Here is an 18,211-nt window from a genome sequence, read left to right on the forward strand (position 1 = left end):
TTATCCAGGGCGCTGGCATTTGCCGTGGCCGACGTTTCTGGGCTACTTTTCAGAAAACAGCCCAGAAACAGGGTGCTCCCGTACCGCACCAGCAAATGTCTGCGCCCTCCTGTATAAGCCAGAAATCTCTAAACAGCTTTGATATTGTATTCCTTTCGTTTAAAAATTTCGCTTCATATAAAATTATAGCCTACGGCTCTTTCTATTGTTCTCCCAAAGGGCTTGACAAAACAGCCTCCTCACCTGTAGCTATATGGGCAAGGCTAGCTCTGCTGGCTGGTTACCCGTACTTCTCTCTGATGAACTCAGGCACTTCCAGGGCAATATCTTTGGTTCTGTTTTCGGGCTGTTTTTCTGAAAACAGCCCGAAAACAGAACTAACTGTTCCAGATTTCCCAGGCTACTTCTGCCTGTAAGCACAGCATCTCAAAGCCGTTGCTGGTTTTGGCCCCCCTCTCCTTTCCAAGTTTCAGGAAAAGCGTTTCAGCGGGGTTGTACACCAGGTCATACAGGTAATGGTGAGAAGACAGCAGTTCATACGGTATGGCAGGAGCCACATCTGCCTTGGGGAACGTACCTACCGGCGAGGCATTGATGATCAAAGAAACCGAAGCCATGACACCGGGGGTAAGCTCTTCATAGGTTAACATGCCTGCCTGGCTGGTTCTGGAAACCAACCTGTAGGAGATGTTCAGGTACTCTAGGGCGGCCAGCACTGCTTTGGCGGCACCGCCCGTGCCCAACACCAGCGCCTGGGAGTGCGGATAGCAGGGATAGAAGTTCTGCAGAGACTGCATGAACCCCTGGTAGTCTGAGTTATGCCCTATCAGTTTGCCGTTTTCAAACTTAATGACATTGACTGCCCCTATCTGAGCGGCCGCACTTTCTAACCCGTCTAGAAAAGGGATGATAGCTTCTTTGTAGGGAATAGTAACGTTTAACCCCCTCAGGTTAGGGTGGCTGGCAATTAACCGGGGGAAATCCAGAATGCTGTTCAGCTCAAACAAATGGTACACGCTGTTGACGATACCTTCTGTCCTGAACTTCTCTGTAAAATAGCTCTGGGAAAAAGAGTGGCTGAGTTTGTAGCCAACCAAACCATATTCGTTTTCCATAGAAGAAATGACTGGCAGAATTCTATCTACCTGTTTTAACGCTTGCTGAATTTCTGCTTCACCAACTCATAGATAGGCGGAATCACGGAGACCAGGATAATCCCAAACACCACCAGGGTGAAATTTTTCTTAACCGCCGGAATGTTGCCGAACACAAAACCTGCCGCAATGAAGCCCACCACCCATAAAAAGCCCCCAATCACGTTATAAGACAGGAACTTGCTGTACTTCATGGTGCCTACCCCCGCCACAAAAGGGGCAAAGGTTCTGATGATGGGAATAAACCGGGCAAAGATGATGGTCTTGCCCCCATGCCGGTCATAAAAGGCCTGGGTCTTGAGCAGGTGCTCCCGCTTTAAGAACCGGTAATCTCGCCTGAACACTTTGGGGCCAAAATAATTGCCGATGGCGTAATTGAGTGTATCTCCCAGGAAAGCAGCAATAAACAGCAGCAGCAACAGCAACCAGACATTCAGCACACCCGTGGCGGCAAAGGCGCCGGCCGCGAAAAGCAGGGAGTCTCCCGGCAGAAAAGGCATGACCACCACCCCTGTTTCAATGAAGATAATCAGGAACAGAATAATATAGGTCCAGACGCCATACTCAGAGATGATCTGGCTCAGGTGTTGGTCAAGATGAAGAAAGAAATCTAAAAACTGCCGGAGAAGCTCCATGAGGGGAAAAGAATAAGGGTAACGACTATACTAGTTTCTCCAGCGACTTGGTATCTAAGAAATGGCTGAAGGTATCTCCCCTCAGGCCTAAGCGTATGGTTTCCAAGGGAATGATCTCATTGGGGGCTATATTCCCCAAGTTCACATTGGCACCCAGCAATTTTATAAAAAACACCTGCTGTGCTTTCTGAGGGGCTTCCCAGATAATCTTCTCAAACGGAATCTTTGTCAGGATCTCCTCTACCAGACCGCTTCTTACCTCCCCTGTTGATCTAAAGAGCCCTACATTGCCAGCTTCCCTTGACTCCCCAATTACCTTCCAGGCACCAGCGTCCAGTTCAGCCTGCATCAGGCTGATCCATTTATAAGGCGGGATGATTTTCTCAGCATCTTTAGAACCTACCTCAGACAACACTGTCACCTGTTCAGCCAAGGTTCTAATATACTTGCACTTCAGCTCATGGTCCATATCAATGGAACCATCAGAAACTTCTGCGTAAGAAAGGTTATACTTATCTAGAAGCCTACGGTAATCATCAAACTGCCCCCGTACAATAAAGGCTTCAAAGAGGGTGCCTCCAAAGTACACAGGAATTCCCGCCTCATGAAAAATGGCGATTTTCTTATCCAGGTTAGGGGTCACATAAGAGGTAGCCCAGCCTAACTTCACAATATCTACAAACTCCCCAGACACTTCTACAAAGTTTTCAGCCTCTCTGAGGCTAAGTCCTTTGTCCATGGCCATGGTAAAACCACTTTCTCTAGGTTTAGCGGTGCGTTCGGGTACTTGGGTAATTTCGTAATTCATGAAGGTACTATTTGCGGTATTGGTCAATCAGGCGCGCCAGGGCTTTCTGCGACTCAAGTTCAGGAAAGAATTCAAATAAAAGCGTATGCTTCTCAAAATTCAAAATTAAGGCATTTTCCAAATAATTGTATGCCTGTTTATATTTTCCTGCCGCTAAACTGTACGCGCACAGCCGGTAGTGAAGTTCGGCCTCGTCTGGCTGGAGTTCTACTGCATTCTGCAATAAGTCAATAGCGCCTTCATAATTGCCCTGTTCATACAAGATGATAGACCAGTTAAGCCAGATATCTTTATTCTCAGGAGCCAGAATACTTGCCTGCTCATAGGCTTCTACACTGGAGATGATATTCCCCAACTGGTACTCAGCCGCGGCCAGGGCGAGCCAGTAATCAGGGTTCTCAGCATAGAAGGTGAGTGCTTTGCGGTAATAATGCACCGCCTCCAGCCATCTTCCCTGCAGATCCAGCACAATGCCTATGCCAAACCACGCCTCGTCCATTTCCGGAGAAAGGTCAATAGCTTTTTGATAATACTTATGGGCCAGATCCCACTGTGACAGCTTCTCATAACATTCTCCTATGTTACAGAGAATGTCTGCATTGGGCTCACCAAGCTCATTAGCCGCTTTGAATGCTTCAATGGCTTTTGAGAACTCGCCTAAGTACACATAGCTATTGGCCATATTGACAAAGGCGGCGGCAAAATCAGATTTGATGAGGGTGGCATACTCATAGGCGGCAATGGCCTTTTCATAATTGCCCAGACGGCTGTGGGTAAGCCCAAGGTTGAACCACGCCATGGCCGAGTAAGGATCTGCGTCTACAAACTCCTGAAAGAAGGAAACCACCTGCTCACCATCTCCAGTGATTTCTAAACAATAGAGGAGTTCCTGTAGCGCCAGTTCATTCTCAATGTTAAGGCTGAGGCTCTTCTTATAGTACTTCATGGCTGATTTGAACTTACCCCAGCTCTGATAAGACAAACCAATGTTAAAGAAGATGTCGTCTTTGACCTCTGAGTTTTCAGCAGCCTCTTTGAAACAGTCAATGGCTAACGCAAAATCACCCTTCTGGTTAAAGATGATTCCTCTGGTAAGGGCAATGTCTTCGTTCTGGGGCTCTCTTAGCGCCACTTCTTCAACCAGAGCCAAAGCCTCATCAAACGCGCCCAACATAGCTAACACCTGGGCTTTATCTATGAGCAACTCTGATGAGAACGGATACTGGGCAATACCAGCGTCACAGGCCTTGAGGGCCTGGCTGTAATTAAAGTTATTGGCATAGTAGTCTATGATCGTCTCAAAATCTGAAAGATCAAAGAACACAGCCCCATTATTCTCCTGCATGCTTTCAAACCGCTGAATCAGGTCTAAATCTTCGCCAGAGAATTCATTGAAATTATCGTTCATTTAATTTAGTTTCGCTTCACTTACTGGTGCTACCCAGCGTTCACATTCACAATTTCCAGGTTTAAGCAGAACCTTTAGAAACTAACTGCCGACTACACCAAAGCAGGGTTTCCTGCAACGGCCGAAAAGACATTCCAGTTGCTTCTTTTACTTTTTCATTACTATAGAAGTGTTCTTCTTTGGCTATACGGGCTGTTTCTTTTGTAATTAGAGGTCTAGTTCCTGTTAATTTCCCCCTCACTGCTTCTACCCGCCATACCAACTCGGTGATCCAGTTTGGCACTAATAGGTAAGGTGCCTTTTTATTCATGGTCTGTGCCACTTGCCGAAAGAAATCCACATAGGAGAGCTGGTGACCGTTCAAGATAAACCGCTCGCCCCATTGTTTCCCGTTCATCAACCGCACCATTGCTTCTACTACATCCCGTACATCTACAAAGTTGCCATAGCCATGGCTGTAGAAGGCCCGCTCCTCTGCCACATATTTAAAAAGCTGCGTGCTGCTACGGCTCCAGTCACGGGGCCCTAAAACAATAGAGGGGTTCACAATGACAGCCTTCAAACCCTCTGAGACACCGCGCCATACCTCCATCTCCCCATAATGCTTAGAGACGGCATAGGCAGACCGTTCAACTGCTGGGTCCCACTGTGCCTTCTCCTGAATCACTTTCTCCCCTTTCCTTCTGTTAATAGCCGCAATAGAGCTCACATAACACAACCGGACAGAAGGGTTTTCTAAACAGGCATCTACCACATTTGTAGTTCCGGCCACATTTATTTGCTGCAAAAGCCCCACATCCTGCGGGGCGTATGACACAAACCCCGCACAATGGTACACCTCATCTACCTCTGCTACTAAATCTCTTATCAACAAAGGGTCCAATATGTCTCCCTGCAGCCATTCCAGGTTACTGTGCCTGACCTCACTTACGGTATTCCTGACCAACGCTTTCACAGTGTGCCCCTCCTGCAGTAACCGCATTAAAAGGAAATGGCCTATCAGACCTGTGCCTCCGGTAAGCAAAACTTTTTTCAAAGAGGGAGGAATTAAAGGGTAGAATTCAAAAGAGGAAGCTTAAGCGCTTGTGCCAGCAGAGGCTCAGCTAACGTACGCTCCAAAACCCGGGTATGTCTCATAGAGTGGGTATCGGTCCCCAAAAACTCCACTGCCTGTCGCTGAATCAGCTGTTTAGCCACTTCTCTGGCTCCCTTTGAATAATATCCACTAATAGAATTGGTGTTTATTTGAAACAATACCCCTACATCCCGAAGCGACAGCAACTCATCAAGCCGCCCGTAAAAGTAGGTGTACCGCTCAGGGTGGGCCAAAACAGGCGTATAACCTGCCGCCTGAATGGCAAACACATGTTGCCTAAGCTGAGCTGGTTCATTAATATAGGATGTTTCTATCAGGAGGAATTTTCTGTCACCTCCAAATGAGAGCAGGTCTTCAGGCCCTTCCAGCTTTTCCAGAAACCACTCATCTAAATAATACTCCGCAGCGCAGCTTAATTCCAGCGGGAGCCCCCTTGCAGCAGTGGCCTCTTTCAGAAGGTTAAGTTTTTCTCTAACCCCACTGGGTGTATTCCGGTAGAAGTCCCCCATAATGTGGGGAGTCATGCAAAGTTTTTTGAACCCCAACCGCTGCAATACCTCCAGCAACTGAAGCGAGTCTTCCAGCGTGGCGGCACCATCATCCAGCCCCGGCAACAAATGCGAATGCATATCTGCAACCAGCCCGGCATAAGATGATGTCACCTCAGGGGTTCCCCCGAACAAGCGCTTAAGACCCTCCCACATGAAGACTATTTAAACAAGGATTTTATTTTACTGGAGAAAGTAGGTTTTGCCTCTTCTTCATAATACCCATACCCGTAACCGTAGCCATACCCGTAGCCGTAGCCATACGAGTAGCCATACATGTTTACACTTTGGGTATCATTTAAGATAGTTGCCATGTTGTGCAATTGATTGGTACGAATCACCTTATCAATTCCCTTTAAGAAGGCCTTCTTAGAATAATTAGCCCGCACAATGAATAATGGAATATCTGCTTTTCGCATAATCAGCACCCCGTCTGTCACCAGCCCCACCGGCGGGCTATCTACAATGATGACATCATACTCCTGATGCAACTCCTGCAGCATCTCATCAAACCGTTGAGACATGATCAGTTCTGAGGGATTGGGAGGAGTAGGGCCTGCAGAAATAAAGTCTAAACCCGCAATAGAGGTTCTTTGAATTGAGTCTGCAATAGTGTGCTTGTCAATAAGTATTGTACTCATTCCCTTGATGTTATCACCATCTAGAGCAATATGTACTTTTGGCTTACGCATATCCAGGTCAAGCAGTATTACTTTCTGACCTGACATAGCAATAATCCCACCTAGGTTGGACGCAACAAACGTCTTCCCTTCCCCACTAATGGTAGAGGTGATAGAAATGATGCGCTTCTTCTTTCCTGAACTCAAAAACTCCAGGTTTGTCCGGATAGACCTGATAGACTCACTCAACGCCGATTTAGGATTCTGATTGACTACCAGTTTGGAAACCGGCATTTTCTCTTTGTCATAAGAGGGTACAATCCCTAACACTGGCGCAGAGGTGTTTCTTTCCAGCTCACGCACATTGGTCACCGTATTATGCATGAGATAACGAGCTGCAATCAATCCCACTCCTAAAAAAAGGCCGCCAGCTAACCCAATTGCATAAATTAAAAAGGCATTTGGATACACAGGATCAGATTCGCTTGGCAGGCTGGCAGGAGACAGGATCTGAAAATCTGGGGTAGTACCTGCCATTGAAATGCCATATTCTACTCTCTTATCCATTAAGAGCAGGTAGAACTTCTCATAAATACCTAGAATACGAGTAAGCCTTGCTCTCTCCGTTTCCTGGGTAGGCATTTGTAAAATCTTACCCGTTAACAGAGACTGCTGCTTGTCTATGTTGTTGATTTGGGTCTGAATAAAATTTTTACCTTCCTGCACCAAGGTTGCTATTCTATTCTGGGCAAATCTGATCTGCGACTCCAGGAGATTATCAGCAGCAGTAGTTCCTTGCGTAGTAGTCAAGGCTTTTCTCCTACGGGCTTGCAACTCATTCAAAGTAGTTACCTGCTCAAGTAGCTGAGGGTCTTGCTGCTGCTGCAATTGCATACCAGAAATCACCAGACTCAGATCCTCGTTCTTCTGAATCTTTTGCTGCAGATCTAGAAGCAATGAACTTTTAAATCTCAGATCAAGCTTTTGCTGTTCAAGTTGCTGAATCTGGCCCATAGCCTCTTCTAAGCCAGCCCGTACGTCATATGACTTATTTTGCTTGACAAAGTACTCCATGTCAAACTCGGCTTTCCTTAGATTATCCTGAGTCTCTTGCAATTGTTCATTTAGGAAATCAACCGTCTGTTGGCTGGCTTGATTGCCTCTCGCAAGCTTTTGCTGGAGGTACACAGTGTCCAGTTTATTTACAATATCCCTGGCTTTGTACCTATTGTTATCTTTGAAAGAGATAGACAGAGTTTTAGCGTCTGGATTAATGATAGCAACTGATAAGTTATTATCTAAATAACTCTTCAAGGCTTTATTGCTTCGTACAATAAAAAAATACGTTTGACCAATTGAACTGGCGCCAAAAGAGGAGGTGGTAGTTAATATAAAATTATTCCCATCAATAGAAACAGGGCTGCCCACCTGATATGTGGAAGCCTTACCATCCTCTCCCACCTTAACAGTAAACTTTGCTTTAGATAAAAAATCAACAAAGATCTTTTTATCAAACAGACTGAAACTGCCCCCATTGTATGATACCTGAAAAGGGCTTTCATTATAAAGCTCGGCATCAAGTACACGGGCTTTTACATAGTAGCTGGTTTGCAAGGGCATACTCTGCTTTAATCTTTCATAGACTAAATCAGACTTGATTAAATCAACTTCCCCTTGCAGTTTACCTATCTCAGCATCTGCACTGGTGGCGCCAAGGCCAAGAACAGTTGCTTCAGACTGCTCTTCCAGCTTAAGAACAGACGAAGACTCATATATATTCTTCGTATATCTTAAGAACATATATGATGCAGCTAATCCAAGTAATACCAAGAGAATGACCCAGGGAATGCTCCTACGGATGACATGCCAAAGAGTAACAAAATCTATGCTTGCACCACTATCTTCCTCAACTTCTGCATCAGCAGACACCAAGCGCTGATCTAACTCATCTAGATCATTGGCTGTTTTCACACTCATTGAAATTCTATTGAAATTTTATTTTACTAAATTCTCAATCACCAAATAAGTGGTGAGAATATTAGATACTGCGCCTAACACTGTTAATGCATCTCTAAGAGACTCATTAAAGACTCTCCTAACCGGTTCTATATACACCACGTCATTTGGCTTTACATATAAACTGGCTCTTTGAACACCTGCAATAGTAGAAAGATCTATCACCTGCACAATAGGCTTATCAGAAGTTATATCCCTGATCAGCCTTATGTTATGGGCTTTCCCATTATCGGGAACACCTCCTGCCAAAGCTATTACCTCTACAAGATTCATCCGCTCGTTCGTAAGAGGCACAACCTTCCCCCCAGCAGCACCTAACACTACTATTCTTCTGCTGACTACTTGTGTATAAACATAGGTCCCCTTATAATAAGTTTCAAACTGGCTCTGGAACACGCTATCAGCTTGGGCAACGGTCAAACCAGAAACTTTTATATACCCAATCATAGGTACCTTCACCTCCCCGTTTGGCTGTACCACATAAGAAGGCTGCTCAACTTGTTGATTCCTATTTTGATTACTAGAGCCACCGTTGCTCCCTTGGGTTAGCTCAATGCGCAGGAAGTTATTGGGATCAACTAATATCTCTCCTTTGTTCGTATAAATTTTAATATCAAGAATGTCATTGGGCTGTATCTGATAATTCTGAGTAGCCACAGTTACAGAGGCTTTTAGAAGTTCAGAATTTACATCTCCGTCAGTTTTAAACATTATATTCTGCCGGTACACATTGCAGGAGCCAAGGGAAACAATGATGGCAACAAGGAGTAATTGTATGCAATGCCTTAGCAATGAGAAGTGAGACATTATAAAGATATTTTAGTAAAAGTATGCGGTATCTAGTTATCCAAAGCAGACAAAGCCAAGTACAAAGTAAGCTAAAAGTAATGGGTACGCCAAAATTCCCCCAGCAGGAAGATTTAACCTTACCGGCTTCTCCTCAAAACGCCTTTGCCGCCCGCTACTTGCCAATTGGCAACAATTTAACCTAACATACGTTAGCTTGGCAACCATAAACCTTGTATCTTTAGACTCTAAACCCCACAAAACACCTACCAACATGCAACTTACCCTTACAGAAAACCAGCAGATGATTGCTGATATGATCCGAGATTTCGGGGCAAAGTCTATCAAACCGGACATGATGAAATGGGATGAGTCACAGGAGTTTCCAATTCATGTGTTCAAGGAGTTAGGCAATCTGGGATTGATGGGCGTACTAGTACCACAAGAATACGGCGGGTCTGGGTTTGGCTACCTCGAATACGTAACCGCTATTGCAGAGTTGTCTAAAATAGATGGCTCTATTGGCCTGTCAATGGCAGCCCACAATTCGCTCTGTACCGGCCATATTCTGCAGTTTGGCAATGAAGAGCAGAAAAAGAAGTGGCTCCCTAAGCTGGCTTCGGCTGAGTGGATTGGCGCCTGGGGCTTAACTGAGCCTAATACCGGCTCAGATGCCGGTAACATGCGTACGGTGGCGGTAAGAGACGGGGATCACTGGACCCTGAACGGGGCCAAGAACTTCATTACCCACGGCAAGTCTAGCAACATTGCCGTAGTGATTGCGCGCACAGGAGAAGTGGGCGACTCACACGGCATGACAGCCTTTGTGATAGAGAAGCCTACAGAAGGCTTCAGTGCCGGAAGAAAAGAAGACAAATTAGGCATGCGTGCTTCAGAGACAACTGAGTTGATCTTTGAAGACTGCCGCGTACCGCATGAGAACATATTGGGCGAAGTAGGCGAAGGATTCATCCAATCTATGAAAGTGCTGGATGGCGGTAGAATCTCAATTGCCGCCCTGAGTCTGGGAATTGCCCAAGGTGCCTATGAAGCGGCTCTTGCATATTCAAAAGAGCGCCATCAATTCAACAAGCCTATTTCACAGTTCCAGGGCATTGCCTTCAAATTAGCAGACATGGCCACTGAGATAGAAGCAGCGGCATTGCTCACCTACAGAGCCGCCGCCATGAAAGACAGAGGGGAGAATGTGAACAAGGAATCAGCTATGGCTAAATTATATGCCTCTGAGGTAAGTGTGCGGGCAGCCAATGAGGCCGTGCAAATCTTTGGCGGCTACGGGTACACCAAAGACTATCCGGCTGAGAAATACTACCGTGATGCCAAACTCTGCACCATTGGTGAAGGCACCTCAGAAATCCAAAAACTTGTTATTTCCAGAGCCGTATTAAAATAATTGGGAGTTAGCTATTGACTGTCAGAAGATTTGTCAATATCTTTGCACTCCTTAAAAACAATTGACTTTAAAATCAATCAATTTATATGATCATCATCAACGTAAAGGATAACGAGTCTGTAGACAAAGCCTTAAAGAGATTTAAGAAGAAATTTGAGAGAACCGGCGTGTTGAAAGAGTTGCGTGCCAGAACTTTCTTCCAGAAGCCCTCTGTAACAAAGAGAAAGCAGAAAGAAAGAGCTGTGTATAAGCAACAACTGTTCGCCAACGACAACTACTAGTCGTTATTCTTAGAACTTACGTGGTAATTCCATAAATTAGAGGGAAGTCCTGCACCAGTAGGCACCTCTGGTTTATGGAATTATTTTTTAAATACCTTCAGTACGAAAAGCGGTTCAGCCCGCACACCATCACCTCTTACCAGGTTGACCTTCAGCAGTTTCAAGAATACCTAAAGGAGACTTACCACTTGGAGGACATCAAAGAGGCCAACCACGCCATTATCAGGTCATGGGTGGTATCACTGGTGCAGAAGGAGCTGGACAGCCGTACTATTCACCGCAAGATTGCCTCCCTTCGCTCCTATTTCCGCTTTATGGTGCAAAGGGGCCTGGCTCAAAACAACCCTACCCTCCGGATCAAGGCTCCTAAACTGGCCAAAAAACTCCCGGCATTCATTCCTGAAGACACCTTTACCCAGGTATTGGACCAGGGAGACTTCCCCAACACCTTCAAAGGCCAGCGCGAGCGGCTCATTCTGGAGCTGCTGTATGGGACCGGCATGCGCCTGGCAGAATTACTTGGCCTCAAGATTTCTGATCTTTCCCTTTCCGCCAGCACCCTTAAAGTACTGGGCAAGGGCAACAAAGAGCGAATTCTCCCCCTCAACACCTCACTCACGGCAGTTATAGAGAACTACCTGAGTCTGCGTCAAACTGCTTTTCCTGATAACAATTCTTCATTCCTATTCGTTACGGATAAAGGGGAACCGCTCTATCCAAAGTATGTATACCGGGTGGTGACAAAGTACATGGGCATGGTGTCTACGGCTGCAAAAAACAGCCCGCACGTGCTACGTCACTCATTTGCCACTCACTTACTTAACCGGGGAGCCGACTTGGTGGCCATCAAAGATTTACTTGGCCACGCCAGCCTGGCGGCCACCCAAGTGTACACCCATAACTCTATTGAGCAACTCAAAGCCGTCTTTGAGAAGGCTCACCCAAAGGCTTAACTAGTATCACCCTAAAGAAGTAAACTATGAAACTACAAATCAGATCTGTGCACTTCACTGCCGACCAAAGCTTGCTAGACTTTCTGCAAAAGAAGCTTGACAAACTTGACACGTTCTTTGACCGGATTGTAAGCGGCGAAGTAGTACTGCGCGTACAGAACACAGAAACGACAGATAACAAACTGGTGGAGGTCAAACTGTTTGTTCCCGGTGCCACGCTCTTCTGCAAAGAGGAGGCCAACACTTTTGAAACCGCCACAGACAAAGCGGTAGATGACATGAAGAAGCAGCTTATCAGGTACAAAGAGAAAATTGCCACCCACTAAGCACTGAATACACCATAAATAAAAAGAGCCCCATTTTGGGGCTCTTTTCGTTAAAACAGGTCAGAAACGCACTTCTTACAGGTTGAAGGCAGTTTTGATTTTATCTACGTAATCCAGTTTTTCCCAGGTGAAGGTTTCAAACTCACGCTCCTCAGACTTTCCGTTCACCGTGTACTGCACTTTCTTGGTGCCCGGCTGGCGGCCCATGTGGCCGTAGGCGGCAGTCTCAGAGAAAATAGGGTTCTGCAGCCCGAAACGGGTCACAATATCATACGGGCGCATCTCAAACAGCTCATTCACTTTATTGGCAATCTCGCCGTCAGTCATGGTCTCGCCGTTGGTGCCTTTTACTTTGGTGGTGCCGTAGGTGGTCACATACAAACCAACCGGTTCGGCTACCCCAATGGCATAGGCCACCTGCACCAGCACCTGATCAGCCACTCCCGCAGCCACCAAGTTCTTGGCAATGTGGCGGGCGGCGTACGCGGCAGAACGGTCTACCTTAGAAGAGTCTTTCCCAGAGAAAGCACCTCCGCCGTGCGCACCTTTTCCACCGTAGGTGTCTACAATAATTTTACGGCCTGTCAGACCGGTATCACCGTGCGGGCCACCAATCACAAATTTTCCGGTGGGGTTAATGTGGTACGTGATATCACCGGAGAATAGATCTACCGTACGCTGCGGCAACCGGCTTTTCACGCGCGGCAGCAGAATATTCAGCACATCTTCTTTGATCTTGGCTACCATTTTCTCCTCAGCGGCCTTAGAGGCGGCACGGTCATTGGCATCAGAAGCTTCAAACTCATCATGCTGGGTAGAGATGACAATGGTGTCAATCTTCTCCGGCACGTGGTTGTCTGAGTACCTGATGGTCACCTGAGACTTGGCGTCTGGGCGCAGGTAGGTCATTTCCTTACCCTCTTTTCTGATGGCAGACAGCTCCTTGAGCAGCAAATGGGAGATCTCCAGAGCCAGTGGCATATAGCTATCAGTCTCATTGGTGGCATAGCCGAACATCATACCCTGGTCACCGGCTCCCTGGTCTTCCGGGTTCTCGCGCTCCACGCCCTGGTTGATATCACCAGACTGCTCATGAATGGCAGAAATCACGCCGCAGGCCTCAGCATCAAACTTGTACTCAGACTTGGTGTAGCCAATGCGCTTGATCACGTCACGCGCCACTTTCTGCACATCTACGTAGGCATCTGTCTTCACTTCGCCACTCAACACCACCAGCCCTGTGGTTACCAGTGTCTCACAGGCAACTTTTGACTGGGGGTCCTGCTTCAAGAACTCATCTAAAAGCGCATCAGATATTTGGTCAGCCACTTTATCCGGATGTCCTTCCGAAACTGACTCAGATGTAAAAAGATAAGGCATCTATAAAAAGATTATTTACAAGATAGAACAGGCCCTCTGCAGAGCCATGAGAGACAAAATTACGCGAATTGCCGGATATGCAAAAAGATGAATAAGAATTCAGAGGCTTTATGGGACATTGCCTTCCCTCAAGAATCTACCCCTGTTTCTGTTTTCGGGCTGATTTCAGGAAAACAGCCTTAAAACAGAAACAAAAACCTTTTAGAGGGCATCGCGTTTTCTAACCATCTTTCAATTACTATTTACCCATACTTATATTCTTTTCAGATGATGAAGAAATATTTCTATACGCTCTTCTTGACCGCAGTTACCCTGACCCAAACCATGGGGCAGTCTAACTCTCCCTACAAAACATCTTTCAAAGTAGATGCCCCTATCACGGTGGCCGGGGCTGGTTTAAGCGGTCTGGGCCTGTACCTGATGCAGCAGAAGGACCCGTTTACCAATACAGAGGCAATGAACCTGAACAAGGAGGATGTCAACGGGTTTGACCGCTTTGCGGCCGGTAATCATAGTGAAAGCGCCAAGAAAGTGAGTGACGTCATGCTTTATAGTTCTATTGCCGCCCCTGCCCTGCTGCTGTTTAATGACAAAATCAATGACAACACCGGGCAAATGCTCGCGCTTTACCTGGAAACCATGTCTATTACGGGTGCGGTCTTCACGTTAAGCTCAGCGGCCTTCCCAAGGGCGCGGCCTCTCACGTATAGCCCTGAGGTGGAAATTGGGGAGAAAACCAGAGCCAATTCCCAAAACTCTTTCTTTGCAGGGCACACTGCCGCTGTCTCTACCATGACCTTTTTCACCGCCAAGGTTTTCCATGACTATAACCCAGATTCGCCGGCGCGCCCGTTTGTGTGGGCCGGAGCGGCCATTGTCCCTGCCGCGGTGGGTTATCTTCGGCTGGAAGCCGGAAAACATTTCCTGAGTGACAACCTTGTAGGATATGGCGTGGGTGCCGCCATTGGTATTCTGGTACCGCAGCTGCACAAGAAAGGGAATAACAGCGGTATTTCTATTTCACCAAGTGTGATCCCTGTCCCCGGAAAGTATGTAGATGGCGTGGCCCTGCAGTACAAGTTCTAATATGAGGATTTCAGCGCTCCCGTTCCTGTTTGTCTTTTCTCTGTGGCTAAGCCTGCCGTTGCCCCTACATGCCCAACCGCCAGAAAAGATCTACCACACCAGTTTGCTGCGCGATGGTTTAATTACCGCAGGCGGAGTGACCATGGCGGTGACCGGATCTTTGCTGCTTACTAATAAAGACCGATTGACGGAGGCAGATTTGGCTTCTATCAACCCAGACCAGGTGAATAAATTTGACCGTTGGGCGGCTGGTAATTACAGTAAAAAGGCCCAAGACGCGAGCGATATCCCCTTTTACACGTCTTTTGCCTTACCGCTGCTGTTTCTGGCAGATCAGAATGCACGGCCGCACGCACCAGACATCTATTTTCTGTACGCCCAGACCGTTTCTCTGGCGGGAGGACTGTATGCCTTGACGGCTGGCCTAACCAACCGGAAGCGGCCCAATGTCTATGCCACGCATGCCCCCGTAGAAGAACGGCTGCACAAGTACGCCACCAATTCCTTCTTTGCCGGCCATACCGCCGCAACCGCCAGTGCCACTTTTTTTACGGCCAAGGTGTTCCATGACCTCCACCCCAATTCGCCCTGGCGGCCGGTGGTGTGGACGGCCGCTGCCGCTGTACCCGCCACCGTAGGCTATCTTCGGCTGAAGGCCGGAAAGCATTTCCTGAGCGACAACCTCATTGGGTACGCGGTGGGAGCCAGCATTGGGATTCTAGTGCCTGAGCTGCATAAGAACAACCATGAAACCAGCTGGCGCCTGGTGCCCTCATCAGAAGCAGCTGCGGGAGACTACTTACAGGGGGTTGCGTTGACCAAGCGTTTTTGACCTGTTTTCCCAAAAACAGGTCAAAAACAGAAACACCCGGCATTGTTGTACCGGGTGTTTCTGTATTAGGGCTATCTGTTGTCCTGAGCTGGAATGCCCACAGCCTGAGAGAGGTTTTTCAATTTCCTGTTTTGGGGGTGTTTTTAGAAAAACAGCCCCAAAACAGGAACAGGCTTCCTTGCCAGAAACCGCAGAGTGCTTACTTGTTGAGATTTGTCTCGAAAAGTTTTAGAATACGTTTGTACTCGTCTGTCCAGCTGGAAGGCTCCACAAACCCGTGGTCTTCTACCGGATAGACCGCCAGCTCCCAGTTATCTTTGCCCAGCTCAATGAGGCGCTGGGAGAGCCGTACAATATCCTGAAAGTGCACATTGGTGTCTACCATGCCATGACACATGAGCAGTGCGCCCTTCAAGCCTTCTGCGAAATAAATGGGTGAGCTTCTGGTATAGGCGAGGCTGTCTGTCTGGGGCTCATTTAGAATGTTGGAGGTATAGCCGTGGTTATAATGGGCCCAGTCAGTTACAGACCGCAGGGCTGCGCCGGCGGCAAAAACATCTGGCTGGGTGAACATGGCCATCAAGGTGATAAATCCACCATAGGACCCGCCATAGATCCCAATCCGTTTAGGGTCCACGCCATATTTTTCTACTAAGAGTTTGGCGCCGTCTACATGGTCACTCAGGTCTTTTCCGCCCATGTGGCGGTAAATTCCGGTACGCCAATCACGGCCGTAGCCGGCGCTGCCCCGGTAATCAATATCCAGTACGGTATAGCCTTTGTCAACCAACAGGTTGTGAAACATATATTCCCTGAAGTAACTGCTCCACCACTTGTGGGCGTTTTGCAGATACCCCGCCCCGTGCACAAAAATCACGGCTGGGCCTGAACCGGCAGATTTGGCAGGTTTGTACAGACGGGCGTAGACATCTGCCCCGTCTGCCGCTTTGTAAGAGATCACCTCGGGTTCCCGCCATGGGTACGCATTAAACTCCTGGGTGGTAGATTGGGTGATCTGCTCCGGTTTTGCGCCCGGCTTGTTGGGCATGAGGTACAGCTCCCAGGGCTTGTTTGTGTAAGAATACCTGATGGCCAACGTCTTCTCATCTGGCGACAGGGTTACTTCATGGGCTCCTGTCATTTTGGTGATTTGCTCCCGTTTGCCACCGGTCAGAGGCATTCTGTAGAAATGCTGCTCCCCGGGGTGCACCTCATTGGAGGTGAAATACCAGTATTTTTCATCGGCTGAGATCCTGACATTCTGCACTTCAAAGTTTCCGGAGGTCAATGCTTTCTTCTGCCCGGTGGTGGCATCTAGCACGTAAAGATGGGCATAGCCGCTTTCTTCAGAGAGGAACCACACCTGCTGATGGTTGGGCATCCACCCTATTTCACCGGGGCCATAGCCGTTCACCCACGCCTCATCATGCAGCCGGTCCAGCACCTTTACCGCTCTGGTAGCCGGGTCAAAGCCCATAATCCAGCGGTCTTTGTTGTCCAGGGACCTAGCCACCAGTACGGCATTTTTACCGTCTTTAGAATAGTACGGACCAAACATCATCAGCTGCCTGTTTTCTGCGGCTGAGGTTTTCTGCTCTTGCTTCAGGTACGCCGGCTGCTCCTTAATGCCTGGTAAACCTGAAAAGGAAATGGCGTAGGTGGTGTCTAACTGCACATCATACAGCGCAAGTTCATAGGTAGCCTGCCCCGCCCCAACTTTGGTTCTGGTAGGAATGTCTTCTGTATAGCCAGACGCGGTGATATAATTAGGCACCTGGGCAATCTTGGAGTTGGCCGGCCGCCCTACCAGTCTGTACGTGATGTACCTTCTATTAGGGGCCAGCACAATGTTGTCCACAGATTTGTCTTCGGTATAAATCTCTTTGGGCTTGTTCTTTGAAAGTTCGGCCTGCTGCCGGCGCAGGTTGGCCCGTTCTTCCTCCCGCTTCTGTATGATCTGCAGTAACTCCACCTGCTGCTCCCGCAGGGCACGCTCCTGCTTGTCCTTGATCAGATCAGGGTTGGAGGGCTTACGGCCCTTTCTGAAGTCTGTCAGCTGACTTACCTGCCCATTGGTGAGGTTCCAGGTGTACAAATTCCCGTCCCTCAGAAAGGTGATGTCTTTTTCATCAAAGGTGAAGGCCGGTGCATATTCCCGTTCAACCGTTTTGGTGATTTGCCTCACCTCTCCCTTCTTCACGTTTAGCAAGTACAAATCACCGCCACGCTCATACACCCGCAGGGTTTTTTGAAGATTAAAAATCCCGGTGGGGGCAGTACTGTTTTTTCTTTTGGCGGCAGGCACCTTCTGCACCTGCCCTCCCCTGGCAGAGACCCAGTACAAAGAGTCGCGCTTCGCCTTCTCCGGATTCCACTGAAAGAACACCTGCCTGCTGTCATCTGACCAGTAAATGTTGCTGGGGGAGGTGCCTATCCATTGGGCAGGATCCTGCATTATTTTCTCAACGGTGAGGGCAGGTTGGTTTTGTGCAAAGCAATTACTACTCAACAATAAGACGGAGGCTCCTAAAAGACAGGCAGTGATTCTGGTGGTCATATCATTTAACAAATGGGTGTGCTGTAAAATTAAGTTGTGTTTGTATGGTGTCTGGGGAAAACGGCAGCAAGATAGCCTGCAGGAAGTAAAGGGCAGGAGAACTACGTGCGCCACTTGCCCCTGCTGCCACGGAGTGAAGGTAGTAAAAAACGGTGTGAAGCGCATGCACAGGCAGAACTTCCTGGCACTGCTGCCCAGCCAGTTTCACTGCGGGTTCTCCCCCAAAAGGATTGAGGCTGGCCCCTCTGCTGTTGGCACCTTAGCAGAAGAGGAGGAGCACGTTATTTGAACAAAGCGAGAAAGGAATGGCG

The 18,211-nt window shown here is 47.9% G+C and carries 16 protein-coding genes; 6 read left to right on the forward strand and 10 right to left on the reverse strand.

The window, feature by feature from the left end; translation table 11 throughout:
- Window positions 1-377: 377 nt before the first annotated feature.
- The 8 genes from FHS90_RS17165 to FHS90_RS17200 form a co-directional block, all read right to left on the reverse strand.
- Window positions 378-1,115: a shikimate dehydrogenase family protein gene (locus tag FHS90_RS17165; RefSeq protein WP_066835605.1), complete on the reverse strand. Its 738-nt coding sequence runs from the start codon at window positions 1,113-1,115 to the stop codon at window positions 378-380.
- Window positions 1,116-1,150: 35 nt separating this feature from the next.
- Window positions 1,151-1,789 carry a DedA family protein gene (locus FHS90_RS17170; RefSeq protein WP_066835604.1) on the reverse strand — a complete coding sequence of 213 codons (639 nt, stop codon included), beginning with the start codon at window positions 1,787-1,789 and terminating at the stop codon, window positions 1,151-1,153.
- Window positions 1,790-1,814: 25 nt separating this feature from the next.
- Window positions 1,815-2,597, reverse strand: a complete 783-nt coding sequence (locus FHS90_RS17175; protein WP_182513955.1) for a phosphosulfolactate synthase — start codon at window positions 2,595-2,597, stop codon at window positions 1,815-1,817.
- Window positions 2,598-2,604: 7 nt separating this feature from the next.
- The gene (locus FHS90_RS17180; protein WP_066835602.1) at window positions 2,605-4,005 is read right to left on the reverse strand and encodes a tetratricopeptide repeat protein; all 1,401 of its coding nucleotides are present in this window, start codon (window positions 4,003-4,005) and stop codon (window positions 2,605-2,607) included.
- Between the two features lie 61 nt (window positions 4,006-4,066).
- Window positions 4,067-5,041 (reverse strand): NAD-dependent epimerase/dehydratase family protein, encoded by a 975-nt coding sequence (locus FHS90_RS17185; RefSeq protein ID WP_074987979.1) that lies wholly within the window; start codon window positions 5,039-5,041, stop codon window positions 4,067-4,069.
- Window positions 5,042-5,052: 11 nt separating this feature from the next.
- Window positions 5,053-5,805 carry a CpsB/CapC family capsule biosynthesis tyrosine phosphatase gene (locus FHS90_RS17190; RefSeq protein ID WP_066835600.1) on the reverse strand — a complete coding sequence of 251 codons (753 nt, stop codon included), beginning with the start codon at window positions 5,803-5,805 and terminating at the stop codon, window positions 5,053-5,055.
- A gap of 5 nt (window positions 5,806-5,810) precedes the next feature.
- Window positions 5,811-8,240: a GumC family protein gene (locus FHS90_RS17195; protein WP_161947747.1), complete on the reverse strand. Its 2,430-nt coding sequence runs from the start codon at window positions 8,238-8,240 to the stop codon at window positions 5,811-5,813.
- 24 nt (window positions 8,241-8,264) lie between these two features.
- Window positions 8,265-8,996, reverse strand: coding sequence for a polysaccharide biosynthesis/export family protein (locus FHS90_RS17200; protein ID WP_241499020.1), 732 nt, complete (start codon window positions 8,994-8,996; stop codon window positions 8,265-8,267).
- Window positions 8,997-9,345: 349 nt separating this feature from the next.
- On the opposite strand from FHS90_RS17200, the gene FHS90_RS17205 reads away from it, so the two are divergent.
- From FHS90_RS17205 to hpf, 4 genes are all read left to right on the forward strand, one after another.
- Window positions 9,346-10,485 (forward strand): acyl-CoA dehydrogenase, encoded by a 1,140-nt coding sequence (locus FHS90_RS17205; protein WP_182513956.1) that lies wholly within the window; start codon window positions 9,346-9,348, stop codon window positions 10,483-10,485.
- A gap of 86 nt (window positions 10,486-10,571) precedes the next feature.
- Entirely contained in the window at window positions 10,572-10,766 is a 195-nt protein-coding gene (rpsU, locus tag FHS90_RS17210; RefSeq protein ID WP_066835594.1) for a 30S ribosomal protein S21, read from the forward strand.
- A gap of 74 nt (window positions 10,767-10,840) precedes the next feature.
- Window positions 10,841-11,719 (forward strand): tyrosine-type recombinase/integrase, encoded by an 879-nt coding sequence (locus tag FHS90_RS17215; protein ID WP_066835588.1) that lies wholly within the window; start codon window positions 10,841-10,843, stop codon window positions 11,717-11,719.
- A 26-nt stretch (window positions 11,720-11,745) separates the two neighbouring features.
- Complete coding sequence (gene hpf / locus FHS90_RS17220; protein WP_066835586.1) at window positions 11,746-12,045, forward strand: ribosome hibernation-promoting factor, HPF/YfiA family; 300 nt, start codon at window positions 11,746-11,748, stop codon at window positions 12,043-12,045.
- Between the two features lie 75 nt (window positions 12,046-12,120).
- Here hpf and metK read toward each other — a convergent pair whose 3' ends face one another.
- Complete coding sequence (gene metK, locus FHS90_RS17225; RefSeq protein ID WP_182513957.1) at window positions 12,121-13,425, reverse strand: methionine adenosyltransferase; 1,305 nt, start codon at window positions 13,423-13,425, stop codon at window positions 12,121-12,123.
- Window positions 13,426-13,692: 267 nt separating this feature from the next.
- Here metK and FHS90_RS17230 point away from each other — a divergent pair, with 267 nt between their 5' ends.
- Window positions 13,693-14,511 carry a phosphatase PAP2 family protein gene (locus FHS90_RS17230; RefSeq protein WP_241499048.1) on the forward strand — a complete coding sequence of 273 codons (819 nt, stop codon included), beginning with the start codon at window positions 13,693-13,695 and terminating at the stop codon, window positions 14,509-14,511.
- A 1-nt stretch (window position 14,512) separates the two neighbouring features.
- The gene (locus tag FHS90_RS17235; RefSeq protein ID WP_182513958.1) at window positions 14,513-15,343 is read left to right on the forward strand and encodes a phosphatase PAP2 family protein; all 831 of its coding nucleotides are present in this window, start codon (window positions 14,513-14,515) and stop codon (window positions 15,341-15,343) included.
- 199 nt (window positions 15,344-15,542) lie between these two features.
- Here the strand turns inward: FHS90_RS17235 and FHS90_RS17240 are convergent, their stop codons facing one another.
- A complete protein-coding gene (locus FHS90_RS17240; RefSeq protein ID WP_182513959.1) occupies window positions 15,543-17,900 on the reverse strand; it encodes a S9 family peptidase in 2,358 nt (785 codons plus the stop codon).
- Window positions 17,901-18,211 lie beyond the last annotated feature (311 nt).

It is taken from the genome of Rufibacter ruber, from assembly GCF_014138425.1.
GTDB lineage: Bacteria > Bacteroidota > Bacteroidia > Cytophagales > Hymenobacteraceae > Nibribacter > Nibribacter ruber_C.

Bases quoted from the DNA above. Each gene is read 5' to 3' on its own strand.
- FHS90_RS17165 (WP_066835605.1), bottom strand. From the start codon at position 1,115: ATGGAAAACGAATATGGTTTGGTTGGCTACAAACTCAGCCACTCTTTT.
- FHS90_RS17170 (WP_066835604.1), bottom strand. From the start codon at position 1,789: ATGGAGCTTCTCCGGCAGTTTTTAGATTTCTTTCTTCATCTTGACCAA.
- FHS90_RS17175 (WP_182513955.1), bottom strand. From the start codon at position 2,597: ATGAATTACGAAATTACCCAAGTACCCGAACGCACCGCTAAACCTAGA.
- FHS90_RS17180 (WP_066835602.1), bottom strand. From the start codon at position 4,005: ATGAACGATAATTTCAATGAATTCTCTGGCGAAGATTTAGACCTGATT.
- FHS90_RS17190 (WP_066835600.1), bottom strand. From the start codon at position 5,805: ATGTGGGAGGGTCTTAAGCGCTTGTTCGGGGGAACCCCTGAGGTGACA.
- FHS90_RS17200 (WP_241499020.1), bottom strand. From the start codon at position 8,996: ATGTTTAAAACTGACGGAGATGTAAATTCTGAACTTCTAAAAGCCTCT.
- FHS90_RS17205 (WP_182513956.1), top strand. From the start codon at position 9,346: ATGCAACTTACCCTTACAGAAAACCAGCAGATGATTGCTGATATGATC.
- rpsU (WP_066835594.1), top strand. From the start codon at position 10,572: ATGATCATCATCAACGTAAAGGATAACGAGTCTGTAGACAAAGCCTTA.
- FHS90_RS17215 (WP_066835588.1), top strand. From the start codon at position 10,841: ATGGAATTATTTTTTAAATACCTTCAGTACGAAAAGCGGTTCAGCCCG.
- hpf (WP_066835586.1), top strand. From the start codon at position 11,746: ATGAAACTACAAATCAGATCTGTGCACTTCACTGCCGACCAAAGCTTG.
- metK (WP_182513957.1), bottom strand. From the start codon at position 13,425: ATGCCTTATCTTTTTACATCTGAGTCAGTTTCGGAAGGACATCCGGAT.
- FHS90_RS17230 (WP_241499048.1), top strand. From the start codon at position 13,693: ATGATGAAGAAATATTTCTATACGCTCTTCTTGACCGCAGTTACCCTG.
- FHS90_RS17235 (WP_182513958.1), top strand. From the start codon at position 14,513: ATGAGGATTTCAGCGCTCCCGTTCCTGTTTGTCTTTTCTCTGTGGCTA.
- FHS90_RS17240 (WP_182513959.1), bottom strand. From the start codon at position 17,900: ATGACCACCAGAATCACTGCCTGTCTTTTAGGAGCCTCCGTCTTATTG.